At 32.4% G+C, this 21,604-nt stretch carries 25 protein-coding genes; 9 read left to right on the forward strand and 16 right to left on the reverse strand.

The genetic code is table 11. The annotated features are described in order from the left end of the window. Positions 1-189: 189 nt before the first annotated feature. From WCG23_10405 to WCG23_10415, 3 genes are all read left to right on the forward strand, one after another. Positions 190-510, forward strand: coding sequence for a nucleotidyltransferase domain-containing protein (locus WCG23_10405; GenBank protein ID MEI8390279.1), 321 nt, complete (start codon positions 190-192; stop codon positions 508-510). 66 nt (positions 511-576) lie between these two features. Next, on the forward strand, positions 577-891 hold the full coding sequence (locus WCG23_10410) for a nucleotidyltransferase domain-containing protein (GenBank protein ID MEI8390280.1): 315 nt from the start codon (positions 577-579) through the stop codon (positions 889-891). Between the two features lie 12 nt (positions 892-903). Beyond that, complete coding sequence (locus WCG23_10415) at positions 904-1,299, forward strand: HEPN domain-containing protein (GenBank protein ID MEI8390281.1); 396 nt, start codon at positions 904-906, stop codon at positions 1,297-1,299. A gap of 410 nt (positions 1,300-1,709) precedes the next feature. Here WCG23_10415 and WCG23_10420 read toward each other — a convergent pair whose 3' ends face one another. Beyond that, positions 1,710-2,915, reverse strand: coding sequence for an ATP-binding protein (locus tag WCG23_10420; GenBank protein MEI8390282.1), 1,206 nt, complete (start codon positions 2,913-2,915; stop codon positions 1,710-1,712). A gap of 345 nt (positions 2,916-3,260) precedes the next feature. Beyond that, a complete protein-coding gene (locus WCG23_10425) occupies positions 3,261-3,629 on the reverse strand; it encodes a hypothetical protein (GenBank protein MEI8390283.1) in 369 nt (122 codons plus the stop codon). A 369-nt stretch (positions 3,630-3,998) separates the two neighbouring features. On the opposite strand from WCG23_10425, the gene WCG23_10430 reads away from it, so the two are divergent. From WCG23_10430 to WCG23_10455, 6 genes are all read left to right on the forward strand, one after another. Further along, positions 3,999-5,030, forward strand: coding sequence for a PHB depolymerase family esterase (locus WCG23_10430; GenBank protein ID MEI8390284.1), 1,032 nt, complete (start codon positions 3,999-4,001; stop codon positions 5,028-5,030). A gap of 126 nt (positions 5,031-5,156) precedes the next feature. Then, entirely contained in the window at positions 5,157-5,441 is a 285-nt protein-coding gene (locus WCG23_10435) for a hypothetical protein (GenBank protein MEI8390285.1), read from the forward strand. Positions 5,442-5,788: 347 nt separating this feature from the next. After that, on the forward strand, positions 5,789-7,072 hold the full coding sequence (locus WCG23_10440) for an Nramp family divalent metal transporter (GenBank protein ID MEI8390286.1): 1,284 nt from the start codon (positions 5,789-5,791) through the stop codon (positions 7,070-7,072). Positions 7,073-7,087: 15 nt separating this feature from the next. After that, entirely contained in the window at positions 7,088-7,306 is a 219-nt protein-coding gene (locus WCG23_10445; GenBank protein ID MEI8390287.1) for a hypothetical protein, read from the forward strand. Between the two features lie 14 nt (positions 7,307-7,320). Beyond that, on the forward strand, positions 7,321-8,607 hold the full coding sequence (locus WCG23_10450) for a CBS domain-containing protein (GenBank protein MEI8390288.1): 1,287 nt from the start codon (positions 7,321-7,323) through the stop codon (positions 8,605-8,607). A gap of 323 nt (positions 8,608-8,930) precedes the next feature. Continuing rightward, a complete protein-coding gene (locus tag WCG23_10455; GenBank protein MEI8390289.1) occupies positions 8,931-9,500 on the forward strand; it encodes a transposase in 570 nt (189 codons plus the stop codon). Positions 9,501-9,504: 4 nt separating this feature from the next. On the opposite strand, the gene flgL is transcribed toward WCG23_10455, so the two are convergent. From flgL to dnaN, 14 genes are all read right to left on the reverse strand, one after another. After that, the gene (flgL, locus tag WCG23_10460) at positions 9,505-10,440 is read right to left on the reverse strand and encodes a flagellar hook-associated protein FlgL (protein MEI8390290.1); all 936 of its coding nucleotides are present in this window, start codon (positions 10,438-10,440) and stop codon (positions 9,505-9,507) included. Positions 10,441-10,496: 56 nt separating this feature from the next. Further along, a complete protein-coding gene (flgK, locus tag WCG23_10465) occupies positions 10,497-12,017 on the reverse strand; it encodes a flagellar hook-associated protein FlgK (GenBank protein MEI8390291.1) in 1,521 nt (506 codons plus the stop codon). Between the two features lie 59 nt (positions 12,018-12,076). Next, positions 12,077-12,562 carry a flagellar protein FlgN gene (locus WCG23_10470; protein ID MEI8390292.1) on the reverse strand — a complete coding sequence of 162 codons (486 nt, stop codon included), beginning with the start codon at positions 12,560-12,562 and terminating at the stop codon, positions 12,077-12,079. Between the two features lie 25 nt (positions 12,563-12,587). Then, complete coding sequence (locus WCG23_10475) at positions 12,588-12,923, reverse strand: hypothetical protein (protein MEI8390293.1); 336 nt, start codon at positions 12,921-12,923, stop codon at positions 12,588-12,590. A 15-nt stretch (positions 12,924-12,938) separates the two neighbouring features. After that, positions 12,939-13,262: a rod-binding protein gene (locus tag WCG23_10480; GenBank protein MEI8390294.1), complete on the reverse strand. Its 324-nt coding sequence runs from the start codon at positions 13,260-13,262 to the stop codon at positions 12,939-12,941. Between the two features lie 2 nt (positions 13,263-13,264). Beyond that, positions 13,265-14,386 carry a flagellar basal body P-ring protein FlgI gene (locus WCG23_10485; protein ID MEI8390295.1) on the reverse strand — a complete coding sequence of 374 codons (1,122 nt, stop codon included), beginning with the start codon at positions 14,384-14,386 and terminating at the stop codon, positions 13,265-13,267. Between the two features lie 14 nt (positions 14,387-14,400). Further along, positions 14,401-15,024, reverse strand: a complete 624-nt coding sequence (locus WCG23_10490) for a flagellar basal body L-ring protein FlgH (GenBank protein ID MEI8390296.1) — start codon at positions 15,022-15,024, stop codon at positions 14,401-14,403. A gap of 56 nt (positions 15,025-15,080) precedes the next feature. After that, positions 15,081-15,788, reverse strand: a complete 708-nt coding sequence (gene flgA, locus WCG23_10495) for a flagellar basal body P-ring formation chaperone FlgA (GenBank protein ID MEI8390297.1) — start codon at positions 15,786-15,788, stop codon at positions 15,081-15,083. A gap of 4 nt (positions 15,789-15,792) precedes the next feature. Next, positions 15,793-16,578 (reverse strand): flagellar basal-body rod protein FlgG, encoded by a 786-nt coding sequence (gene flgG, locus WCG23_10500; protein ID MEI8390298.1) that lies wholly within the window; start codon positions 16,576-16,578, stop codon positions 15,793-15,795. 49 nt (positions 16,579-16,627) lie between these two features. Next, complete coding sequence (flgF, locus tag WCG23_10505) at positions 16,628-17,416, reverse strand: flagellar basal-body rod protein FlgF (GenBank protein ID MEI8390299.1); 789 nt, start codon at positions 17,414-17,416, stop codon at positions 16,628-16,630. A gap of 1 nt (position 17,417) precedes the next feature. Further along, the gene (locus WCG23_10510; protein ID MEI8390300.1) at positions 17,418-18,020 is read right to left on the reverse strand and encodes a lytic transglycosylase domain-containing protein; all 603 of its coding nucleotides are present in this window, start codon (positions 18,018-18,020) and stop codon (positions 17,418-17,420) included. 189 nt (positions 18,021-18,209) lie between these two features. Then, positions 18,210-18,860 carry a DUF721 domain-containing protein gene (locus WCG23_10515; protein MEI8390301.1) on the reverse strand — a complete coding sequence of 217 codons (651 nt, stop codon included), beginning with the start codon at positions 18,858-18,860 and terminating at the stop codon, positions 18,210-18,212. A 17-nt stretch (positions 18,861-18,877) separates the two neighbouring features. After that, a complete protein-coding gene (gene recF, locus WCG23_10520; GenBank protein MEI8390302.1) occupies positions 18,878-20,029 on the reverse strand; it encodes a DNA replication/repair protein RecF in 1,152 nt (383 codons plus the stop codon). A gap of 79 nt (positions 20,030-20,108) precedes the next feature. Next, positions 20,109-21,221 carry a DNA polymerase III subunit beta gene (gene dnaN, locus WCG23_10525; protein MEI8390303.1) on the reverse strand — a complete coding sequence of 371 codons (1,113 nt, stop codon included), beginning with the start codon at positions 21,219-21,221 and terminating at the stop codon, positions 20,109-20,111. Positions 21,222-21,604: the final 383 nt, after the last annotated feature.

Genomic DNA, 21,604 nt, shown 5'->3' on the forward strand with positions numbered 1-21,604 from the left:
TTCTTCAAGACGTGAAAAAAGAAAATTTGTTCTAAACTTTTAACTTAACTGAACACTAGGTGTTAAAACTTCTGAATTACTAAATTTTGATTAATGACAGCTTTATTTTAAAAGATTTGCAGGAAAGTTTTTAAATAAAGTTTGATATTTATAGGTTATAATAATATTTATAATTTTGAGGTTATTATTATGCCTGATAGAAACATCATAGATAAAATTATAAACGCTGTTTTAAAAGTCTTAGTTCCTGATAAAATTATTTTATTCGGTTCTCAAGCTCGTGGAGATGCAAGACCGAACAGCGATTATGATATTTTGGTCATAAAATCGGGTATAGAAAACGGTTCAAAAATTGAAGGCGATATTTATGAAAAACTATTCTATGAAGATTTTTTAGCTTCCGTTGATGTCCTTGTAGCGACACCTGAAATAGTTGAACAATATAAAGACTCTTTAGGGTGTGTTTTAAAACCCGCATTAAAAGAAGGTATATTAATTTATGGCGGATGATTAAGGTCTTAAATAACTTTAAAAATCATATATAATTAATGAATAAAGAAACAGGATTATAAAAAAATGTCTGATAAAAAATTAGAACAAATCATCAATAGAATTCTTCAGGTTGTTATTCCTGATGAAATATTCCTTTTTGGCTCTCAGGCAAGAAATGAAGCAACCTCAGAAAGTGATTATGATTTGCTGATAATAAAATCAGAAATTGACAATATACTTAGATTAGAGCAAAAAATATATAGAAACATGCTTGGCATAAAGGCAAACGTGGATATAATAGTCAGAACACCTTCTTTGCTTGTTGAAAATAAGCAGATATCAGGTTCTTTTACAAAGAATATTTTAAAAGACGGTGTTTTAGTTTATAAAAAATCGTAACGGAGAAGTTTTTTGGACAATAAAACTAAAGCTAAGCAATTTATAAAAAGAGCAAAAAGCAATTTAATCAGAGGAAAAGAAACTTCTTATCTTGATTTAAAAGAAATTGCGATAGAAGACTTATGTTTTGACTTACAGCAGTCAGCAGAAAAATCATTAAAAGCGGTATTAACTTTTTACGGTATAGATTATCCTTTTTCACATAAATTGAATATTCTTATTGATTTGTTGGAAGAAAATTCTGTAGAAATACCTGAATTTGTTAAAGATTCCGTAATTTTGAATGCGTTTGCCGTTGAAGCAAGATATGACGATGTTTTGCATTTAACAGAGGACGTTCATAAGGAATCTGTTGAAATAACAGAAAATGTTTATAATTGGGCTGAAATAATAGTAAATGAAAAGTAAGAAATTTCTTGTGTAAACCTTGTGTAATTCTTGTGTAATAAATCTCCTTTTGATAAGTTTTGACACAAAATGACTAATCCCGTAAATCCAATCACATCAAAGAAAACAGCAAATTCAATCAAGCTGAATCAAACGCTTAAAACGCTCTCATAATCCCTTGGTCGAAGGTTCGAATCCCTCCGGGCCCATTAATAAGTTTCAACAGAGCCATTGGGCTCTGATAGCAATGGATACAAGCCGCCGTAACGGCGGCTTTCGTGTATTCATAATAAAAAGAGATCTATCAAGAGAGGATTTTTGCGATATTTACAGAGGAAATTACCGAAAATTCTCTTTGTGATTTTTTGGAAGCCAATGTTTTTTAAAATAAAAAAACAAAAATATTAACAATAAAAAATTGAATGTATAGATTATAAATAACTCACAGGTATTATTGTGACATCTTTATTCAAAGGCAAATAATTATTGGAAAAGCAAATTATAGCACCCTGTCCTTTTGGCTTTGAAATTGAGTCCAGCACAGAAAAGTTTTTAATATCTTTAGTTGAAGGATTCGCACTCTTTTTTATTTCGATTGGATATAATTTTCCATTTTCTTCTATTAAAATATCAATTTCTTTTTTTTCTTTATCTCTATAGAAATAAATCTGAATTTGTTTTCCGTTGTGCCAGTAGCTTTTTATAATTTCTGATACTACATAGGTTTCAAAAATAGCTCCGCTCATTGCACTTGTTTCAAGAGTTTCTGAAGTGTTCCAACCCGTTAAATAGCAGCAAAGGCCAGTATCCAAAAAATATAACTTAGGGGTTTTAATTGCTCTTGAGGTTATATTGTTGTAATAAGGCTGTAATAAATAAATTAAGCCTGAAGTTTGTAAAATGGAAATCCATGATTTTATAGTATTCTGGCTAACACTAACATCGCGGGCAATATCAGCATAATTGAGTAACTGACCTGTTCTTGCCGCAGCAACCTGCAAAAATGTGATAAACTTCTGTTCATCAGAAATTTTTAACAAATCTCTCACATCCCGCTCAAGATAAGTTCTTAAATAAGAAGAATAAAACAACCTCCTATCAACATCCTCTCTGGCATATAAAGCAGGATAGGAGCCTTTTAAGATAATTTCATATACGGATTTTAAATCTAAATCCGCAACTTTTTCAAGGTTATTTGCAGGCAAAAAAGGCTGCTGAATGGGTTTATTAAACTTTTCCCCCTGCGACAAACCCTGTAAATCCAGAATAGCTACTCTTCCTGCCAAAGATTCGGAAATGTTTTTCATCAAATGAAATTGCTGTGAGCCTGTAAGCCAAAACATGCCTGTTCTTTTTTCTTTATCCGCAATCATTTTGATATAAGAAAAAAGTTCTGGGGCATACTGAACTTCATCAATCAATAAAGGAGCCTGATATCTCTGAAAAAACATGGCAGGGTCGTTTTTTGCCAACAACCTTATTTGTGGGTCATCAAGCGTTACATAAGCTCTATCTTCTACAGAACTATGTTCTAAAAGAGTAGTTTTACCAACTTGTCTTGGACCTGTAATAAAAATGACAGGGAAGGTTTTACTCGCAGCTTGTAGAAATTTGGATAATGTTCTTTTAAAATACATTTCACATCTTCCTTGTCTTTAAATTATCGACTAATATGCAATGCTATTGCATATTAGTCGATAATTTCGCTTTAGTCAATAATATGTTGTTTTGATAAAACTACACTTAAATACTTGATATTAGCGCAAAAGCAAGCTATACTTGACTTATAAGGTTAAAATGGGATAAATCTTTCTTTGGTCGAAGGTTAGAATCCAGCCGGGCCCATTTTTTATTTTAAGATATACTTGAATTTCAGCCATCTGTCTAAGATGGTTTTTTTGTGCAAATTTTCTTTATGTGTAATTTTGGTGTAATCATTCCGAGAAGTGCAGGGAATTAGGGGATTTTGAGGGATAATAACTCTACCCATAAACACTTGTATTGCAATTTGGGCAAAAATTCTCGGTTTCTACATATTTTGTTTTACCTTTGCTACACGTTATATAATTTTCTTTGCTAAGTTCTTTATAATCTCTAACAACTTCTTTTTCTTCAGAGGCTTTATTTAAAAGGTCTCTAATATCTATTAGCAGATATAAAACAAATGATGAAACAATTGTAGTTATTATTATTGAAAAAGCTGACATCAGCGCAACAAGAAACGGAAGACCATAATTATCTTTGTTTGAAATAAATATACCAGCCAAAACAATAAGCAAAGAAAAGCCTATCGAAGTATAAACAGAAATACCAAGGATTTTTCTTCCGCATTTAATTATAAAATTTTTCATAAGCCACCTCAAATTTACTTTTTGAATTTGCACTTATTTTATCAAAAATTGTCAAAATCCGTAAATATTTTTCGTAAAATGATTTAAAACCTTCTCCCTGCGCTTTATAGTGCAGTAGAAACAGGAAAATTCTTGTAGATATTGATTTTTGGGCTCTGTTGAATTTGACTTAACATACAGGAAATTGAAAAAATTAATCGAAATTTATTAAATCTTTAAAGGGAAGACTACGCAACAATTTAGAGCTTTTCAGAGAAATAATCATTTGTGTTTAAGCCATTTTGAAAGATATAAACGAAAATTTAAAATAAAGTTTGATATTTATAAGTTATAATAATAATTAATAAGAAAATTGTTAAGAAGGTTGCTATGAAGCAAACAAAATCCATCATTTTATTTGTTAGTTTAATAATTATAGGAATAGTAATATTTCAATTACAATTTATTTCCAATAAAGACTCAAATTATCATGACGATAAGGATATGATAAAAAAAACAGTCAATGTAAATGATGAGCAAAGGATTTTTTTCGTTTATTTGCCTGAAATTTACAGAAAAAAAATACAAAAATATCCTGTTGTTATTGTTTTTAGCGGCTCAACATGTAATGCAAGCAGAATACGAAATTATACAAAGTTTAATGACTTTGCGGAAAAAAAGGGAATTATAGTTGTTTATCCTGAATATGCAGGAAATTCTAACAGGGCGTTAAATCTTTTCGATGAGAGTCCGTTAATTTACAGGATTTTGAATAAGTTTCTAAAAATTAATATGGATTGGGATTTAGGGTCTGCTGAAAAAAGTAAAGATATTGAATTCAGCTCTAAATTGATTGATTTTATGATTAAAAATTATAAAGTTGATGAATCAAGAATTTATGCGACAGGATATTCAAGCGGCGCAGAAATAAATTATTTACTTGCCTGTACTATGCCTGATAAAATTGCGGCTATTGCACCGGTTTCAGGAAATATGAGAAAATCTTACGCTGAAGGATGCAAGAAAATTAAACCTGTTCCTGTTTTATTAGTGCATGGAACCGAAGATATTTTTGAAAAATGGGGAGGAATCCCTGCAGCAGGAATGCTTTCTGTTGATGAGACACTAAAATTCTGGAAAACACAAAATAAATGTTCAGGCAGGGAAAAAGAAACTGTCTTTCCTCATAAAAATGCTGCTGAAAAGAAAACAACAGCAAAATTATACGAAAATGAATTTTGTAAAAATAACTCAGAAGTTTCTCTCCTTAAAATTGAGGGAGGCGGTCATACCTGGCCTGGTTCACCGACAAGTGTGAGAATAGAAAAATTTCTTGGAAAAACTAATTATGATGTGGAAGGCAATTATATAATCTGGAATTTTTTCAGTAAACACAGGTTAAGTAGTAATATTAGGAAGTAAGACTCCATTTCTCTTTCTCCATAATATATTTGTGTAGAAACAGATGAAGATAAAAAATAAATTTTACAACTGCAAAATATATCTGCTATGCTTTTAATACTGGGTATTTTATATTTGGAGAAGGACATGGCAAGAAATAAAGTAACAGAATTTAAATTAATTCAGCAAATAGTAGGCAAAAATTTCGGTGCTGTTAATATCTTATGCGCCTGCGCCGATAAAGATCGTTTTGATATTGTGGAGTTCATTAGAGACTTGAACAAACACAACTCTAACGATGCTATAAGCCCTGAAATGATAGAAAAATTGTATAAAGAAAAGTGTAACAGCAATATAGATGAATTTATTGCTATTATTGACAAACAATTCAAAGCCGCTAAACAAATGCGCAAGTTCTTTGATTTTCAATAAAGTAATACTTGATATACTGTAAAGTTTGAACTTTAATATAATTAAGAGCCGCTCTTGCTAAAATATTAAAATTAATATATATAAGCTTTTAAGGCTCGTTTAGGGACTGCGGTTAAAATCATAAACGGCTTGTTTGACAAGGCGGTTCTGATTTTAACAAGACAGCTTCTAAAAGAAGGTCAGACAATTAAGGAAATTTTTATGGATAGTGACAGTAGCAGGCAAGCGGAAACTAAATAGTTGCTTAGCGATTAAATTTCTATTATCTATCCTTAATTGATTTATTAGATGTTTTTCGCCGGAGCGACTAAAAAAGAATTATAGTCGGTATAAGAGGCGAAAAATCTATGAAAATTTTTTCAAAATTATATTATGAATACAGAAGAATCCTGAAAATAATAGTTCTGTATCTGATTATTTCAGGACCGGGAATTGTTGTCATGGTCGCAGATAACGATGCCGGAGGAATTACAACTTATGCGGCAACAGGAGCAAAATACGGATACAGCCTTATCTGGTTTTTGCTTTTGCTTATTCCTGTTGCATATTTTGTGCAGGAAATGACAGTAAGGCTCGGTGCTGTTACAAAAAGAGGACATGCTGAATCTGTTTTTGATGCATTCGGTTCTTTTTGGGGATGGTTTTCTTTAATAGACTTAATGATAATAAACTGGCTGACTCTGGTTACTGAATTTATCGGAATGACGGCTGCTTTAAATATTTTTGGAGTTCCGCCCTACATTACAATAATAAGCGTGTGTGTTCTTATGGGAATAATGGTTCTTAACGGAAGATACTGGACATGGGAAAAAATTTCACTTGCGTTTTGTGCCTTAAATTTAATTTATATTCCAAGTGCCTTTATGGTTCACCCGTCAATTTCCAAAATTTTTCATGAAGGATTTATTCCTCATTTACCTGCAAGTGGATTAAATAGCGAGTTGTTTTTCTTTTTAATGGCAAACATCGGAACAACAATCGCTCCCTGGATGCTGTATTTTCAGCAGAGCGCCGTTGTTGATAAAGGAATGAGAGAAAAAGATATCCCCTGGGGCAAGTTTGATACCGCAGTCGGGTCAATTTTGACGGTAGCCGTTGCGATTTTTATTGTAATTGTTACAGGCGCGGTTCTGTTCAAACCGCCATTCGGTGTGGATATAAGCAGTGCAGCTGAGGCCGCCTTAAAATTAATGAACACAAACAAATATGTCGGAACTTTTCTGGCCATAGGTTTATTTAATGCCGGACTTTTAGGCGCAATTTGTATTTCACTTGCAAGTTCATGGGCTTTCGGTGAAATATTCGGATGGGCGCATTCTCTAAATAACAAAATTAAGGAAGCTCCATGGTTTTATGCAAATTATTTTATTACTTTAATAACTGCCGGTCTTGTTGTATTAATTCCAAAGGCTCCGCTGGTGCTTATTACTCTTTTTGTACAGGTAATTGCCGTTACACTCCTTCCTGCGGCACTTGTTTTCCTTCTATTGTTATTAAATGATAAGAAAACAATGGGTGAATATAAAAATTCCATGCTCCAGAATATTATCGGAACGACTATTGTGGTTTTGATAATTATTTTATCGACGCTTTACGCAATAAGTACATTATTTCCCCATTTGTTTAAATAATTCAGGAGTTATATAATGCTTAACAAAATACAAATATTTAAAAAACAATTTAAAAAACTGCGTAAGAATTTTTATGAGCAGCATTTTGAAAGAATAATTGAAATCAATGAAAAATATGCCAATCCCAGCCTGGCAATGTCTCCAACCGTTAGATTTGCGCTGGTTGCTTTGAGATTTTACCTCCTTTTTATAGTAGGGTTGCTTATTTATAAATTTATTACGTTAATTTATTAGGATATTATGGAAAAATGACTAACGAAAATTTACCAAACGCAGAACAATCGGGATATTCTTTTTTTCTGAGCGATATTATAGGAAGAAAAGTGATTTTTAACGGGAAAAAAATCGGGAAACTCGAGGATATTGCAATATTTGAAACGGAAACAATACCGGAAGCCACTCATTTTATTATAGGGCGTTCTTTTGGCTATCAATCTTTAATGGTTCCATGGAAAAAAATTGCAGAAATCACAAACGATGAAATTATTATTGATATCGAAGATCTTGAAAGATATGAAAAAGAACCGATGGAATCACAGGTTCTGTTAAAAGATCATATTATGGATAAAAAAGTTCTCGATATGGATGATAATGAGTTGGAAGTTGTTTATGACGTTAAACTTGTTATGAGAAACAACAAATTATACGTAACAGAAGTTGATTCCAGCAAATACGGTTTTCTGAAAAGACTGGGTTTAAAATGGCTGGTTACTTTTATTTACTCACTCGCAGATAAAATTAAAACTGATACAATCCCCTGGACTTATGTTCAGCCGCTGCCGGAAAACATAAGCAGTTTTCAGGGAAATGTTAAACTAAAAGTTTTAAAAGAAAAACTGCTTGATATCCACCCTGCTGATTTGGCTGATATACTCGAAGAACTCGAGCCTGATCAAAGGCTTGCACTTTTTAGCGAGCTGGATACAGAACATGCTTCAGATACATTAGAAGAAATAGAACCAAGAGTGCAAAGAGATTTGATTTCATCTCTGGACAAAGAAAAAACCGTTGAACTTATTAATGATATGACCCCCGGGCAGGCAGCGGACATTCTGGCTGTTTTGCCTACCAATGAAGCAGATGATATCTTAAACTTAATTGCTTTGCATGACAAAGAAACAGCACAAAAAATTGAGCTTATTTTAGACAAACAAGACGAAAAAATCTTGCACTTTGCCACTTCCCACTTTTTTAAATTTTCTCCAACTGCTACAGCCAACGAAGCTATAGAAATTTTTCACAATGAAGCTAAAAACAAAGACGTAATAATGTATCTTTATATAGTGGATGAAGAAGAAAAACTGGTGGGAGTCTGTGATATTAAAGAATTACTTCAGGCAGAATCGGAAGATAAGCTTGAAGATATAATGACAACTCATGTCATAAGCTTAAATACAGAGAATACCTTGATTGAAGCCTCAAGAATGTTTTCAAGGTATCTATTTAGAGCTATTCCTATAATAGATGAAAACGAAGTTATACTTGGTGTGATTCCGTATCGAGATATAATAAACTTAGACCATCGTTTTATTTAAGGCATAATATTAAGTTTTATTAATTGAATAGCTATTTTTTATATACGAAATAGCAATTTTTTCAATACGGATGTTTTTATATATGTACAAGGACAAAACAAAACAAACACAACACACTACCTCAAATAAAAGCTTAAATTTCAATAAATAAAACCTTTTACCTACCACACCTACCTTCCCCTTTCCCTTCCTTACCTACAAAAACAAATTTTAAGACAGCTTCAAAACTGTCTATTTTTTTGCAAATTTCATTAGTATAATATGCCCATAAATCAGGACAGAAAAAATCAAATTTATTCGTTTTAGAATAGAAAAGGAAACAGATTTATGACAAAATTCTTTCAATCTATGCCAAAGGAATGTCCAAAGAGGCAATTAATTCAAATATTGAGGACCTCTACAAATTCTCTGTTTCAAAAGAACAAGTTTCAAGGGTAACTGACAAAATCCTTCCCATCGCAAAAGAATGGCAAAATAGACCTCTTGATAGCTTTTACACTGTCATTTTTCTTGACGGAATGAGCTTTGATATTAGAGAAAACAGAAGTTATCACAAAAAGACGGTTTACGTCATTATCGGAATTAGAATTGACGAAAGAAAAGAGCTCTTTGGCTTGTGGATAGGTGAAAATGAAACATCCAAATATCGTAAACCAATATCAAATGATTTAAAGGCCGGAGGCGTTCACGATATTCTAATAGCTTGTGTTGACGGGCTTAACGGATTTGAACAGGCAATGAATTCTGTTTCTCCTTTGACTAAAACCCTGTGTGGTATTGTTCATATTATTCGAAATTGCACACGTTATATGAATTACAAAGCCATAAAAGCCTTTTGCTCTGATATGAAGCCAATTTACAAGGCAGTTAATGAAGAATCCGCACTTCTTTAAAAATTTACATATATGTCAGTAATGACGGCTGAATTATCTTTGCGCTTACTTGAAGCGAGACATCAAGCGCTGTTTGCTGAAACTGCAAATCAGATATAGTCTTTGCCATGTCAATATCTTCAGCTCCTGATTTAATTTTTGTAAGATTTATCTGGTCATCCTGAAGAGCTGTTTTTATTGTATCCAGCCTGTTAGAAGTCCCTCCTAATTGAGCCTGTGTATTAGTAATTGTTTGTAAACTACTGTCAAACTCATCTAGTTTTGCTCTTATTACACCCTGATCAGGATTTGCTGCTCCAAGTTCAGTGCTTAAAGTTACAAGGGTTTTTAAAAGACCACTCCCTGTTATGGTTCCACCGGAAGTATAATATTCCCCAAAAATCTTATCACCGGTTACATTAATAGGTATTGCAACACCATCACTTGCTTCAGCCTTTCTATCAGCTGTGCCGCTAACAGAACCGGTATATTTCATTTCTCCCGTGGCAGGAACAGTAAAGGGAGCAGTATTCGTTTGAAGCCCTCCAAAGATATAAGTTGTTCCGTATTTTGTGTTTCCAAGATCTTTAACCTGTTCAATTATTTGTTTTATTTGTGCGTTTATAGCTTGTAGTTCATCGGAACCCGCTGTTGAACTTGATGCCTGTACCGTTAATTCTCTTGCCTGCTGAACTGAATCTATTAAAGTTGTTAAAGTTGCGTCTGTTACATTAAGTTCAGACTGTGCATTATCTATATTTTTTATGTAATTATTTATTTTACCCAGGGAACTGTTTGTTGAAACAACTGAAATACCGGCAAGCACATCATCAGAGATTTTTGTTATTCTTTTTCCCGAAGAAATTTGTGTTTGCGTGTCAACCAATTTTGACCTGTTTGATAAAAGGTTTCTAATAACACTATCACTGGTATAGCTGTTTGTAACTCTTGTATACTGCATAAATCCTACCCCTTTTTTATTATCCCCTCAGAAAAACAGGGGGTTTCATTATTTTATTAACCTACCATGTTTATTATTGTTGTTAAAGTTTGACTAATAGTTGTCATAATCTTTGCCGAAGCCTCGTAAGAGCGTTGAAATCTTACCAGATCAGTTAATTCTTCATCAAGGTTAACTCCTGTCAAAGAGTCCCTTTTGGTTGTAATCTGCTGCAAAGTATTATCTTTTATATCATTGTTATCCTGAAGATTTTTTGATTGTGTACCCAGTTTTCCTACCATATTAGTAAGATATCCCTGTGTTGTGGTTCCGCCTAACCCGGCTAAGTCCTGTTTGTCTCTGACTTGAGCCATGTTAAGCGCATTACTTCCGTCTCCTGTGCTGCTTGAAATACTTGTTCCAATAGCAGCAGCTATCTGGTATGGGTCATTTACAAGTGTATCATTAACTTTTATATTCCCTGCCGTTATATTTAAAGTTGTATTTGCAGAATCAAGAAAAAAAGCACTCGGAGTATTGACAGATAATGTTTGCGGAGTAACGGAACTATTAATATATTTTCCGCCTGTTTGAACAGCATTCATAGCACTTGCAAATTGGGTTGCAAGTGTATTGAGTGCATCCATCTTGTCTTTTATTGTTAGTTTAGTGGAATCACTTCCTCCCATTTGGAGAATCGCACCTATTTTTCCTGATGTCATCAAAGAATAGGCATTGCTTGAAAAAGTGCTTCCTCCACTATTTTTAATCTGAACAACTGACGGATTATTAACATCACCTGCTGTAATACTAAAAATTCCTTTTTGTTCTTTTCCGTTTACAAGTTCAACATTTCCTAGTGATAATGTTACGGTGTTATTTTTTTCGTTCGTTATATTTACGGGAATATATTCCGAAATTTTATCTAATAATTGATCTCTTTGGTCTAAAAGGGCGTTAGGCGTGATTCCCTGTGCTGTTGAAATATTAATTTTATCGTTTAAATTTGCTACTGCGCTTAATTTACCGTTTAAGTCATTTATATCTATACTTAATTTGCTTTGAGTAAGCGTATTAGGGATGGCTGTATCCCCAACAAGACCTGTTCTCATATCCTGCATATTTGTATAAGTATTATTAAATTGAGTGGTTAAGGTTTGTGCATTTTGAATAACGCTGTTTCTAACTACATAATCATTTGGACTGGATGCTAACTGACTTAAACTGTTATAAAAATCATTTAATGCTGTATTTAATCCTGTATCTCCCAGTTGATTGACTGTATTTTCCAGCTGTACGGCATTGTCGCTATATTCTTTATAATAGTTTGCGTCTGTTGTTTCTTTTCTGAACGAATTATCGAGAAAAAGATCTCTGTTTCTTGAAATACTGTCAATAACAGCACCTGATCCGCTTTGAGAAGCATCTATAGGGTTTTCATAAGGAGATATGTTACTTGCTTGTGATATTTCGAGCCTTTGTTTGCTGTATCCGGCAGTATTCATATTTGAAACGTTACTGTTAATAATATCAATGGCAGCCTGATTTAATGTTAAAGCTCTTTGTGTATTGTATATCCCGTATAATGATGATGGCATTTTATATTATTTCTCCCCTTTTTAACCCATAAATGCACTTAAAACAACTATGTTTTTTGTCAGGCTTCATGTTCTACAGAACTTAAATCAAAAAGTCTTTTACTTGTCTTTGTTGCTCCTTTTTTGTTATAGGCAGATCCTTCAGGGACAAGTGCATTTGCAATTATAACAATAGAATTTTCTACTATTTTTAAAGAATGTTTTAAAAGTTCTATATTTATTGTGTTTTGTTTTTGAATGTTGGATAAAAGATTTTTTATTTTATCTCTAAGATTAGAAATTTTATTCGCCTGTTCTTTGTTTTCTATTCTTTCAATAATTTCTTTAAGTGTAGAATTGTCGGGATAAACAAGTTTTCTTTTTTCTTCCAGTTTTTCTACAATATAGTTGTATTTTTCAAGTTCTAAATCAACAATTCTGATTTTTTCTATATCACCGTTGATAAGATGCTGTTTTTTTCCGCTAATATATTCTTCGAGCTTTGAATAAGCTTCTATTTCCTGATTTAAAATTTTTTCAAGTTCATAAATTGAATTGGTATCCATTTTTCTCCTCCCGATTTTTAAATTTTTATGCCGTATAATCAGCTAAAAGACTTTTGCCGTAACTTAAAGCATTTTTTATGTCTTCATCTTGTATATCCTGATAATTATTTTTCCCTATAAATTCTTTGATTTCTCCTATATGTTTTTTGTTTCTTTCTATAAAATCGTCATTATTAGCTTCTTCTGTTTGTTTTTTAATGCTTATATCCTGCGAAGAGATAGAAAGTTTTATATCTCCTTCATTAAACCCGCTTTTTAAAAGGTCTTTTTCTTTTGATAATTTGTTTGTGTTTTCAAAAGCCTGCTTTGCCCTGAAGGCCTGCATACTGCTTATGCTTGAACTGATACTTCCTACCGCCATAATATTTATCCCTTTTTATACTCTGTTTTTCATTTGTTCGTAAATTTGCTGTGCAAAACCGAATGATGTTCGAGGATTTGAAGAAATATTTTTTGCAACTTCTTCATTCATCATCGATCTAAACATTTCTTCGCCTCTTCCACCTGAAAATTCTTCACTTTTTTCCACCGTTGAATTTAAAGTTTCAAGAAATTGAGTTATAAATACTGACTCAAAATCCTGTGCTGATTTTTTTAACTGTTCATCTGTTTTGTTGTTTTTATTGGCACCGGAAATTTCTTCCAGTTTTTTTCCTTGTATTCCAAACATTGTTGTTGTCATATCTACAGGGTTTATCATTTTTAAATAATCTCCAAAGTTGCCTGCAAACTCCCTGCTTCTTTTAAAGCCTGAAGAATTGAAATTAAATCATAAGGAGTAACACCTATTGAATTCAACGCCCTTACGAGGTCGCTAAGGTTCGCATTTGAAGGAACTTCTATTACTCTTCCACCTTCTTTATTTATATTAATCTGACTGTTTGAAACAGCTTGAGTTGTTCCTCCCGTTGAAAGGGCTGTCGGTTGAGAAATTTCATTTGTCGTGCTTACCGTTACAGTTAAATTTCCATGAGCAACCGCAGCAGGAAGAAGTTTTACGTTATTCCCTATAACTATAGTTCCTGTTCTTTCATTAATTACAACTTTTGCAACAGCATCAGCACTTGGTAAAGTCAGGTTTTCAAGAATTGAAATAAAACTAATCCTGTCATCATTGTATTTATCAGGAATATTAATTTGTATTGTGCTTCCGTCTATCGCTTTTGCAGGAGCAATTGTTGAAGCTACAACTTTTGCAACTCTTGCTGCCATTGTAAAATCTGTTTTATTAAGAACCAGTTTAAGCCCTGCTTCATCTCCGATTTCAGAGGTTATGTCTCTTTCTATAATAGCTCCGCTAGGAATTCTTCCCGAGGTTGTTATGCTTGTTCTTGTCGAACTTCCGTTTGAAGATACATCTGTTCCTCCTGTACTTATAGGTCCTTGCGCAACAGCTACAACTTCACCGTTAGGAGCTAAAAGCTGTGTTTGAATCAAAACGCCGCCTTCCAGACTTTTGGCATCAGCCATAGATGAAACAAGAACATCAATCGTATCGCCGCTTCTGACAAAAGGCGGGATTATTGCTGTAACAATTACGGAAGCAGTGTTGCCTTTTTTAATATCATCGGGTTTATCAATAACGGTTCCAAGGTTTTTTAACAAAGAAACGTTTGTAATCTGTGTTGATTTACTGTTATCGCCTGTCCCGGGAAGCCCTACAACTATACCATAGCCGACAACCTGATTTTCTCTGATGCCGTCTATATGGGCAACATCTTTAAGTCTTACACTGTATGCTTCTGCTTTACAGCCTGAGCAAATAAAACTTATTACAAGCAATACAATTAAAATTAATATTTTTTTGTTTTTCCAAACTACCATCTGTTTTTGTCTCCCTAGAATAAAACTTTCATAAATTTGTTTACTAAACCTTCCGAGTCTGAAGAAGAAGTTGTTCCTTTTCCCACAACCGCATATTGAAGATTTGCGACATATTTTGAACTAACCTCCCCGCTGTTTGTAATAAATCTCGGATCAAGAACTCCGCTGAGTAAAATTTCCGCTTTTTCTCCAGAGTTTATTGCTGATTTTTTGCCTTGAATAACCAGATTTCCGTTTGGCAAAATCTGAACAACCTGCGCTGTTATAATATCGGTTGTTGTTGTTGTTCTTACCACTTTTGCAGAATTACCCGTTGTAGTGTTTCCGCCGTAACCATCAAGGCTTTTAAATTTATCTGTTTTAAACAAAGTGTTTAAAATCGGTGTAAAAGCATCTTTAGCAGAAGAAGTGTTTGCAATATCAAGCGTAACCTGGCTTGTTGCGGATGAATTTTCTTCAATCAATACGGTTATTACATCGCCTATGCTTTTAGCTTTTATGGTGTTGAATAAAGATCTCGGCTGAGTGTAGTAAACACCCTGCGAAATTCCTGTTCTGAACAAAGATTCGGCAAAAACAGGAGTTGCTGCTGATAAAATTATTATCATTATTAATATTTCTGATATTTTTCTTTTCATAACCCTTAACCGACCTTTTCCCTTGTCATTGCAAACCCCTGTATAGGTGTGGCAATCTAAATATTAACCAGAACTATGTTTTCGCTTATTATTTTTCCCATATAATCTTTTTTGTAATTATTACTTCTTACTTTTATATAATCCCCTATGCTTCCCTTATCTAAAGCTGTTGCCGGTATTGTTACCGAAACCGACTGTGTTTTAAAGATTACAGAAATAGGACTATCCTTTATTATTGCCGGAATGTTTTCTATATAATCAGAATCTATAACATCTCCCGGTTGATAATTTTTTTTCGAACTATATTTATACGGATTAAAGTTTTTTCCTGTAATGGTTTTGGGCAAACAGGTTATTTCTTTTTCTTCAAGAATGACATTTGTTAAGGTATCTCCTCTTTTAATGTAATCATTTGCCACCCAAACTGTGTCATAAATATTTATTTTTGCCTGAACAACAAATGATTTGTATAATTCACCGTTTACAAGAACGCTAACTCTGACCAGTGTTACTGGATTAAAAAACTTGAGGTTTATTTTTGATTCAATTTCAACCTTTCCATTTTTTCCTTCGTTTGTTTCTATTTGTTGATAAGGTAAATCACTTATTTCAACTGTTGTTTTTCTGTTTGATTTAAGCTGTTCTTCAACATCTTTTTTTATTTTTTCTTTTAAAAACTTTGCATCTAAAACAGCGGCATTGGCTTTGATTGACAAAGCCAGAAAAATTAAAATTAAAATTGCTGTTTTAAAAAGTTTTTTCATTTTATTATCCTAAGTTATTCGCAACTTGCAGCATTTGATCCGCTGATTTGATTATTTTTGAATTTGCTTCAAAAGCTCTTTCTGCCTGAATAAGATTGGTTAATTCCTCAACCACCTGAACATTTGACCCTTCGAGAAATCCCTGCTGTATAGAACCAAAACCTTCCTGATTTGCTGTTCCCTCTATAGCTTTTCCTGAAGCAGATGTTTCTGAATAAAGATTTTTGCCTATAGCTGATAAACCAGCCGGATTTGCGAATTTTGCAAGTCTTAATGTTCCAACTTCTGTTTGCTCTGTTGTTCCCGGAGTTGTAACAGAAATTTTTCCGTCAGGTGTTATTGTAATTTCTTGAGCATTAGTAGGAATTGTAACCTGCGGCTGAACAATAAAGCCATCACTGGTACATAATTGTCCGTTTCCGTCAATTTTCATACTTCCGTCTCTTGTATAAGCCGTTGTTCCGTCATCTCTTTGAACTTCTAAAAAGCCGTCACCTTCTATTGCAACGTCTAATTTGCCTCCTGTTGATTGAAAAGAACCCTCGCTAAAGTTTCTTAATGTTGCGGCTGCTCTTGTACCGAGTCCTATCTGGATACCTACAGGCTGGTTTGTTCCCTGAGCAATTTGAGCGCCGGGAGCTTTTATAGTCTGAGAAAGCAGATCCTGAAATTCTGATCTTACTTTTTTATATCCTGTTGTATTAACGTTAGCTATATTGTTGGAAATAACGTCAATATTTATTTGTTGTGCCATCATTCCTGTTGTTGCCGTCGTTAAAGCTCTTAACATTTTTATCTCCCCTTTGTTTTTATTATTTGAATTTTTATTTTAAAATGCTTTATTCTTTTACCCGTCCTACATCATTTACAGATTTTTCCAGAGTTGCTTCGGTTGTTTTTACTATTTTTGCGAGTGTTTCATAGGTTCTTGTTGCAGAAATCGTATTAATCATTGTTCCTATTACATTGGAATTTGAACCTTCTATAAAACCCTGATTCACCCTACTGGTTTGGGATTCAACAGGTTTTATATTGTCATTTGAAGTTTTGTATAAAGCATTTCCAACTGCGGTTAAATCTTCGGGGTTGTTAAATTCAACTATTTTTAATTTACCCACTTCTTTTTTATCAAAAAATATTTTCCCGTCCTGAGTAACGTTTATTTTGTTAATACTGTTTGTGTTTGTATCAATCTTTATAGGTGCACCGCCATCGCTTAAAACAGGATTTCCGTCTTTTGTAACGAGTGTTCCTTCCTCATTAAGAGAAAAACATCCGTTCCTTGTATAACAATCTCCATTATTGCCTCCGACAGCAAAAAAACCTTTACCTTCAATGGCAAAATCAAGATTATTGTCTGTTTTTTTTATGCTTCCCTGTTGTAAATCAAGTATTGTTGAATCAAGAACACTTCCTGAACTTAAAGTTCCGATAACTTTGTTTGTATTCGAAAAACTTTTTTCTTCTTTATTTTTTTCACTTATATTTATATCGCTTATATTTTTAAACACTGGTATAAGCTCTTTAAAGCCTGCTGTATTGGCGTTGGCCAGATTGTTGGAAATAACGTCTATGTTGTATTGTTGTGCTATCATTCCTGATGCTGCTGCGTCTATACCACTGACCATTTTATTCAACTCCCGCATTGTTCATGATTTTATTTACATAATTTTGAGTTTCTTTGTATGGCGGGACTCCGCCGTATTTTTGAACTGCCCCCGATCCTGCATTATAAGCGGCTAAACCCAATTTTACCGAATCATATTTGTTTATAAGATTTTTAAGATATTTTGTTCCACCCGCTATGTTCTGTTCAGCATCAAATGGATTTCTAACCCCCAGACCTTTTGCTGTTGACGGCATTAACTGCATTAAACCTAAAGCTCCTACCGGAGATACCGCTTTTGAATTAAATCCTGATTCTTGTTTTACTACTGCTTTTACAAGGTTTTTATCTATGTTGTATTTTTGGGAATATTTATCAATTAAGTTTAAAATTTCTCCTTTTGGAGCACCGGGTGCTTCGGGTACGTCCGGCAGTTCTGTTGTGTTTGGAAGGCTTGAATCATCTTTATTAAAATAATTATCAAGATTGATTTTGTTATTTAATACATTTCCAAAAGACTGATCTGAAGAAGTATTAGCCGAATTATTTGTTCCAAAGAGTGAATTTAACCGACTTTCTATTTCTTGAACACGTCTTATAGTTGTATCAATACTCGTTGTATCCATCCTACCCGATCGTCCCCTTTTTTGTCATTACGAGGCTTACAAAGTAAGCTTTGGCAATCTAAATATAATTTCCCACCTATATAAAGTTACAACATGTGATAAGCGTTCACATCCACCCCTAGATGTAAATAAGACGCACAAAAAAATACACCTCGCGGTGTATTTTTATTTTAAACATTATAAATTTTGTTATTTCTTGTATTTACAAGAAGGACAAAGATTTTCACCTTCGGGGGAATAATATTTTATAGTAATTCCACACTCCGAACATACGGGAAAACCGTTATTTTTGCGCCATTCCTGTATTTTTAAATCTTTTATTATCGTGTTATACATTTTTTCTTTTAATTCTTCCGAATAAAAACTTTGATCCCCTAAAGACTTTTTTATAGACAAAACAGCACTTTGTGAAAGTTCTATCCTGTTTAATTCTTCCTCTGTAAAATTCTTTTCTATTTTATAAAAATTTTTATTTTCTTCTTCTGTTTTTTGTTTTGTTTCTTTTTTTAATTCTTCCCATATTTTTGAATTAAACAAAATATCTTTTATATTGTAATTAAAGTCTTTTGCAACAACCTTTATTTTTTTTATAATATCTTCTTTGAAAAAACTCAATTCCTGCGCTACAGCGGAAGAAGAAACGGCAACCGTCAATATATCCTCTCCCTGTCTTGATTGAATATAAACAACTTTAGACGAATTTTGAAATTTTGGACCAACTATTTTTGACCATAATTTAGCAAATTCCTGTTGTTTAAGACCTTTATCTAGTCCCATTTCAACCATTACAGAGTTTAATACACTTTCTATGTTATTAAAATAATTATTCTTTTCCTTCAAAAAATTTACCTGCTTTTTTAAATAATCTTTCCTGATTCTATATTATAAACAACAACTTCTTCAAGAAATTTTTCGTTAAAACCCGAAATATCTGTTGTTGTAATGATTGTTTGGGTATCCTCTTTAATTGATTTCAGCAAATAATTTTGTCTGGTTTTATCGAGTTCCGCTAAAACATCATCCAAAAGCAAAATCGGACTTTCGCCTATAATATTTTTTACAAAATCAAGCTCAGAGAGCTTTAAAGCAAGCACAATAGTTCTTTGCTGACCCTGCGAAGCAAAACTTTTTGCCTCTATTTTGTTTATATAAAAAGAAACATCATCTCTATGAGGACCTATAACTGTTTGAAACCTTGCTATTTCTTCATTTCTTTTTTTTTCAAAAGTTGTTTTATATTCTTCTAAAATATTTTCAGGAGAAATTATTTCATCTTCTCTTGCATTAAAATTACCTGAAACTGTTGAATTATACTCTAAAACAAGGTCTTCTTTTTCTTCCTGAGAAATGTTTTTATGTTTTAAATTAGCTATCTTTTGAACTTCTTTGAGATATTTTTGCCTTAAATGAATAATATTGCTTCCTGAAACAGAAAGTTGTTCGTCAAAAACAGCTAAAGTATCCTGTTGTACTTTGTTTAAATGAAAATTGCCTTTAAATTCTTTTAATAAGTTATTTCTCTGCGTTTTAATCTTGTTGTATTTACCTAATCTGTCTTTGTAAGAAGGATAAATCTGGCTTATTGCATCATCTAGCCATTTTCTTCTATCTGAAGGTGTTCCTCTTAATAAAAGCAAGTCTGAAACACCAAAGTTTACAACGACAAGATTGCCTAAATATTGGGAATAAGAAGATTTTTTTAATCCGTTAACTTTGATGAGCTTTTGTTTTGGCGGATTTATAAAAATGCTTAAATCAATATCTGTTTCGTTTTTAATTAATTCTGCGCTTAAAAAAGAAGAATCACTTCCTTTTTTTATAACTTCTGAATCATTATTAGCTCTAAAAGAAGAAAGGGTGGCTAAATAATAAATACTTTCCAGTAAATTTGTTTTTCCCTGAGCGTTTTTACCTAAAAGTATTATTTTATTTCCTGAAAAATCTATTTCGCAGGAATCATAATTTCTAAAATTTATTAATTTTAACTTTTTAAGAAAAATTTTTATCACCCTCCCCTTCTCTTCCCTCACAAGGGAGGAAATAAAAGAGTTTTAGGTTTACCCTTTATACTTTGTTTTTAACTCGGTTCTAATTAACCTGAACAGGCATTATAAGGCAAAGAAAATCATCTTCACCATCCGGTTTAAACAAAGTACCTGCTAAAGCACCGTTAAGCTCTATTAAAACTTTGTCTGAATCAACTACTTTAAGAAAATCCTGAATATATTTGTGATTAAAAGCTATATTTAATTCTTCTTCCGAATATTCAACATCTATTTCATCGCAAGAATCTCCTAAATCAGGAGTATCAGCTGTTAATTTAAGTTTGTTATCGTTAAAATTCATTTTAACAATGTTTGTTCGTTCATTAACCATTGTTGAAGCTCTGTCTATAGCTTGATTTAATAAATTTTTATCTGCTATTGCTTTTATTTCATAATTTTTAGGAATTAATTGCTCATAAGCAGGATATTGTCCTTCTATAAGCCTTGATGTTATACATCTGTCTTTTAATTTAAACATAATCTGGCTATTTTTAACGGTTATAGAAACTGTTTTATCTTCAACACCGGATAAAATTCCTGAAAATTCTTTTAAAGTTCTGGATGGAATAACCACCGCATAATCTTTTTGCTCTTTATTTTGTATATTTTCTTTTACTCTTGTAAGTCTGTTTCCGTCAGTTGCAGCCATTTCAAGATTGTTTCCGCTTGTTTTAAAGAAAACTCCGCTTAAAACATTATTTGTATCATAAGTTGCCGTTGCAAAAGTTGTTTGTTTTATTGCTTTAATCATTGGAATTATATCTATATTTATAAATTCTTCTGATTCAGGATATTCAATCTGAGGAAATTCGCTTGCTGAAATACCTTTAATATCAAATTTTGATTTGCCGCATTTAATTTCCATTAAATTATTATCTTCATTTAGATTAAAACTAACTGCTTCACTTGGTAATTTTGAAATTATTTCAAAAAGTTTTTTGGAAGGTAAAGTAATACTTCCTTTTTTTACAATAATTGAAGGAATATTTATTTCTATTGAAATATCAAGATCGGTTGCACAAAGCTTTAAGAGATTTTCTTCTGTTGTTTCCATTAAAACATTTGATAAAACAGGCTGAATTCCACGAGAAGCTGCTGCTTTTCCAACTACATTTAATCCATTGTAAATAACATCTTTTTGAACTGTAAATTGCATAATATTTTTTATCTCCTAAAAAAGTGACTTTTGACAGTTTAATTTTTTATCCTATTTATATTTTACTTACTAAATAAAATATATTAATTTATTAATTTAGTAGTAGTAGAGGAGTCTAATTTCTGTAGAAAAGCGGTTAAACCATAGACTATACTTTAAAAAAGGTTGTAGAAAAACTGTCATGAGGTTGTATAATAGTTAAAAGTTTTATACATGTTCAAAAGTTTTATACATGTGTTTTCTACAGTGTTGAAAAGGTTTTAAACAAGTTTTAAACAAGTTTTGAACAAGTGGTTAAATATTAAAATTTATTAAGTTTTTTTGAAATCACTGGCTTTTGTTTTATGAATCCACCTGCTGAATTTATGCTGATCATAACTTAA

The organism is bacterium (genome assembly GCA_037147175.1).
GTDB lineage: Bacteria > Cyanobacteriota > Vampirovibrionia > Gastranaerophilales > UBA9971 > UBA9971.

Bases quoted from the DNA above. Each gene is read 5' to 3' on its own strand.
- WCG23_10405 (MEI8390279.1), top strand. From the start codon at position 190: ATGCCTGATAGAAACATCATAGATAAAATTATAAACGCTGTTTTAAAA.
- WCG23_10410 (MEI8390280.1), top strand. From the start codon at position 577: ATGTCTGATAAAAAATTAGAACAAATCATCAATAGAATTCTTCAGGTT.
- WCG23_10420 (MEI8390282.1), bottom strand. From the start codon at position 2,915: ATGTATTTTAAAAGAACATTATCCAAATTTCTACAAGCTGCGAGTAAA.
- WCG23_10425 (MEI8390283.1), bottom strand. From the start codon at position 3,629: ATGAAAAATTTTATAATTAAATGCGGAAGAAAAATCCTTGGTATTTCT.
- WCG23_10430 (MEI8390284.1), top strand. From the start codon at position 3,999: ATGAAGCAAACAAAATCCATCATTTTATTTGTTAGTTTAATAATTATA.
- WCG23_10435 (MEI8390285.1), top strand. From the start codon at position 5,157: ATGGCAAGAAATAAAGTAACAGAATTTAAATTAATTCAGCAAATAGTA.
- WCG23_10440 (MEI8390286.1), top strand. From the start codon at position 5,789: ATGAAAATTTTTTCAAAATTATATTATGAATACAGAAGAATCCTGAAA.
- WCG23_10445 (MEI8390287.1), top strand. From the start codon at position 7,088: ATGCTTAACAAAATACAAATATTTAAAAAACAATTTAAAAAACTGCGT.
- WCG23_10450 (MEI8390288.1), top strand. From the start codon at position 7,321: ATGACTAACGAAAATTTACCAAACGCAGAACAATCGGGATATTCTTTT.
- flgL (MEI8390290.1), bottom strand. From the start codon at position 10,440: ATGCAGTATACAAGAGTTACAAACAGCTATACCAGTGATAGTGTTATT.
- flgK (MEI8390291.1), bottom strand. From the start codon at position 12,017: ATGCCATCATCATTATACGGGATATACAATACACAAAGAGCTTTAACA.
- WCG23_10470 (MEI8390292.1), bottom strand. From the start codon at position 12,562: ATGGATACCAATTCAATTTATGAACTTGAAAAAATTTTAAATCAGGAA.
- WCG23_10475 (MEI8390293.1), bottom strand. From the start codon at position 12,923: ATGGCGGTAGGAAGTATCAGTTCAAGCATAAGCAGTATGCAGGCCTTC.
- WCG23_10480 (MEI8390294.1), bottom strand. From the start codon at position 13,262: ATGATAAACCCTGTAGATATGACAACAACAATGTTTGGAATACAAGGA.
- WCG23_10485 (MEI8390295.1), bottom strand. From the start codon at position 14,386: ATGGTAGTTTGGAAAAACAAAAAAATATTAATTTTAATTGTATTGCTT.
- WCG23_10490 (MEI8390296.1), bottom strand. From the start codon at position 15,024: ATGAAAAGAAAAATATCAGAAATATTAATAATGATAATAATTTTATCA.
- flgA (MEI8390297.1), bottom strand. From the start codon at position 15,788: ATGAAAAAACTTTTTAAAACAGCAATTTTAATTTTAATTTTTCTGGCT.
- flgG (MEI8390298.1), bottom strand. From the start codon at position 16,578: ATGTTAAGAGCTTTAACGACGGCAACAACAGGAATGATGGCACAACAA.
- flgF (MEI8390299.1), bottom strand. From the start codon at position 17,416: ATGGTCAGTGGTATAGACGCAGCAGCATCAGGAATGATAGCACAACAA.
- WCG23_10510 (MEI8390300.1), bottom strand. From the start codon at position 18,020: ATGGATACAACGAGTATTGATACAACTATAAGACGTGTTCAAGAAATA.
- dnaN (MEI8390303.1), bottom strand. From the start codon at position 21,221: ATGCAATTTACAGTTCAAAAAGATGTTATTTACAATGGATTAAATGTA.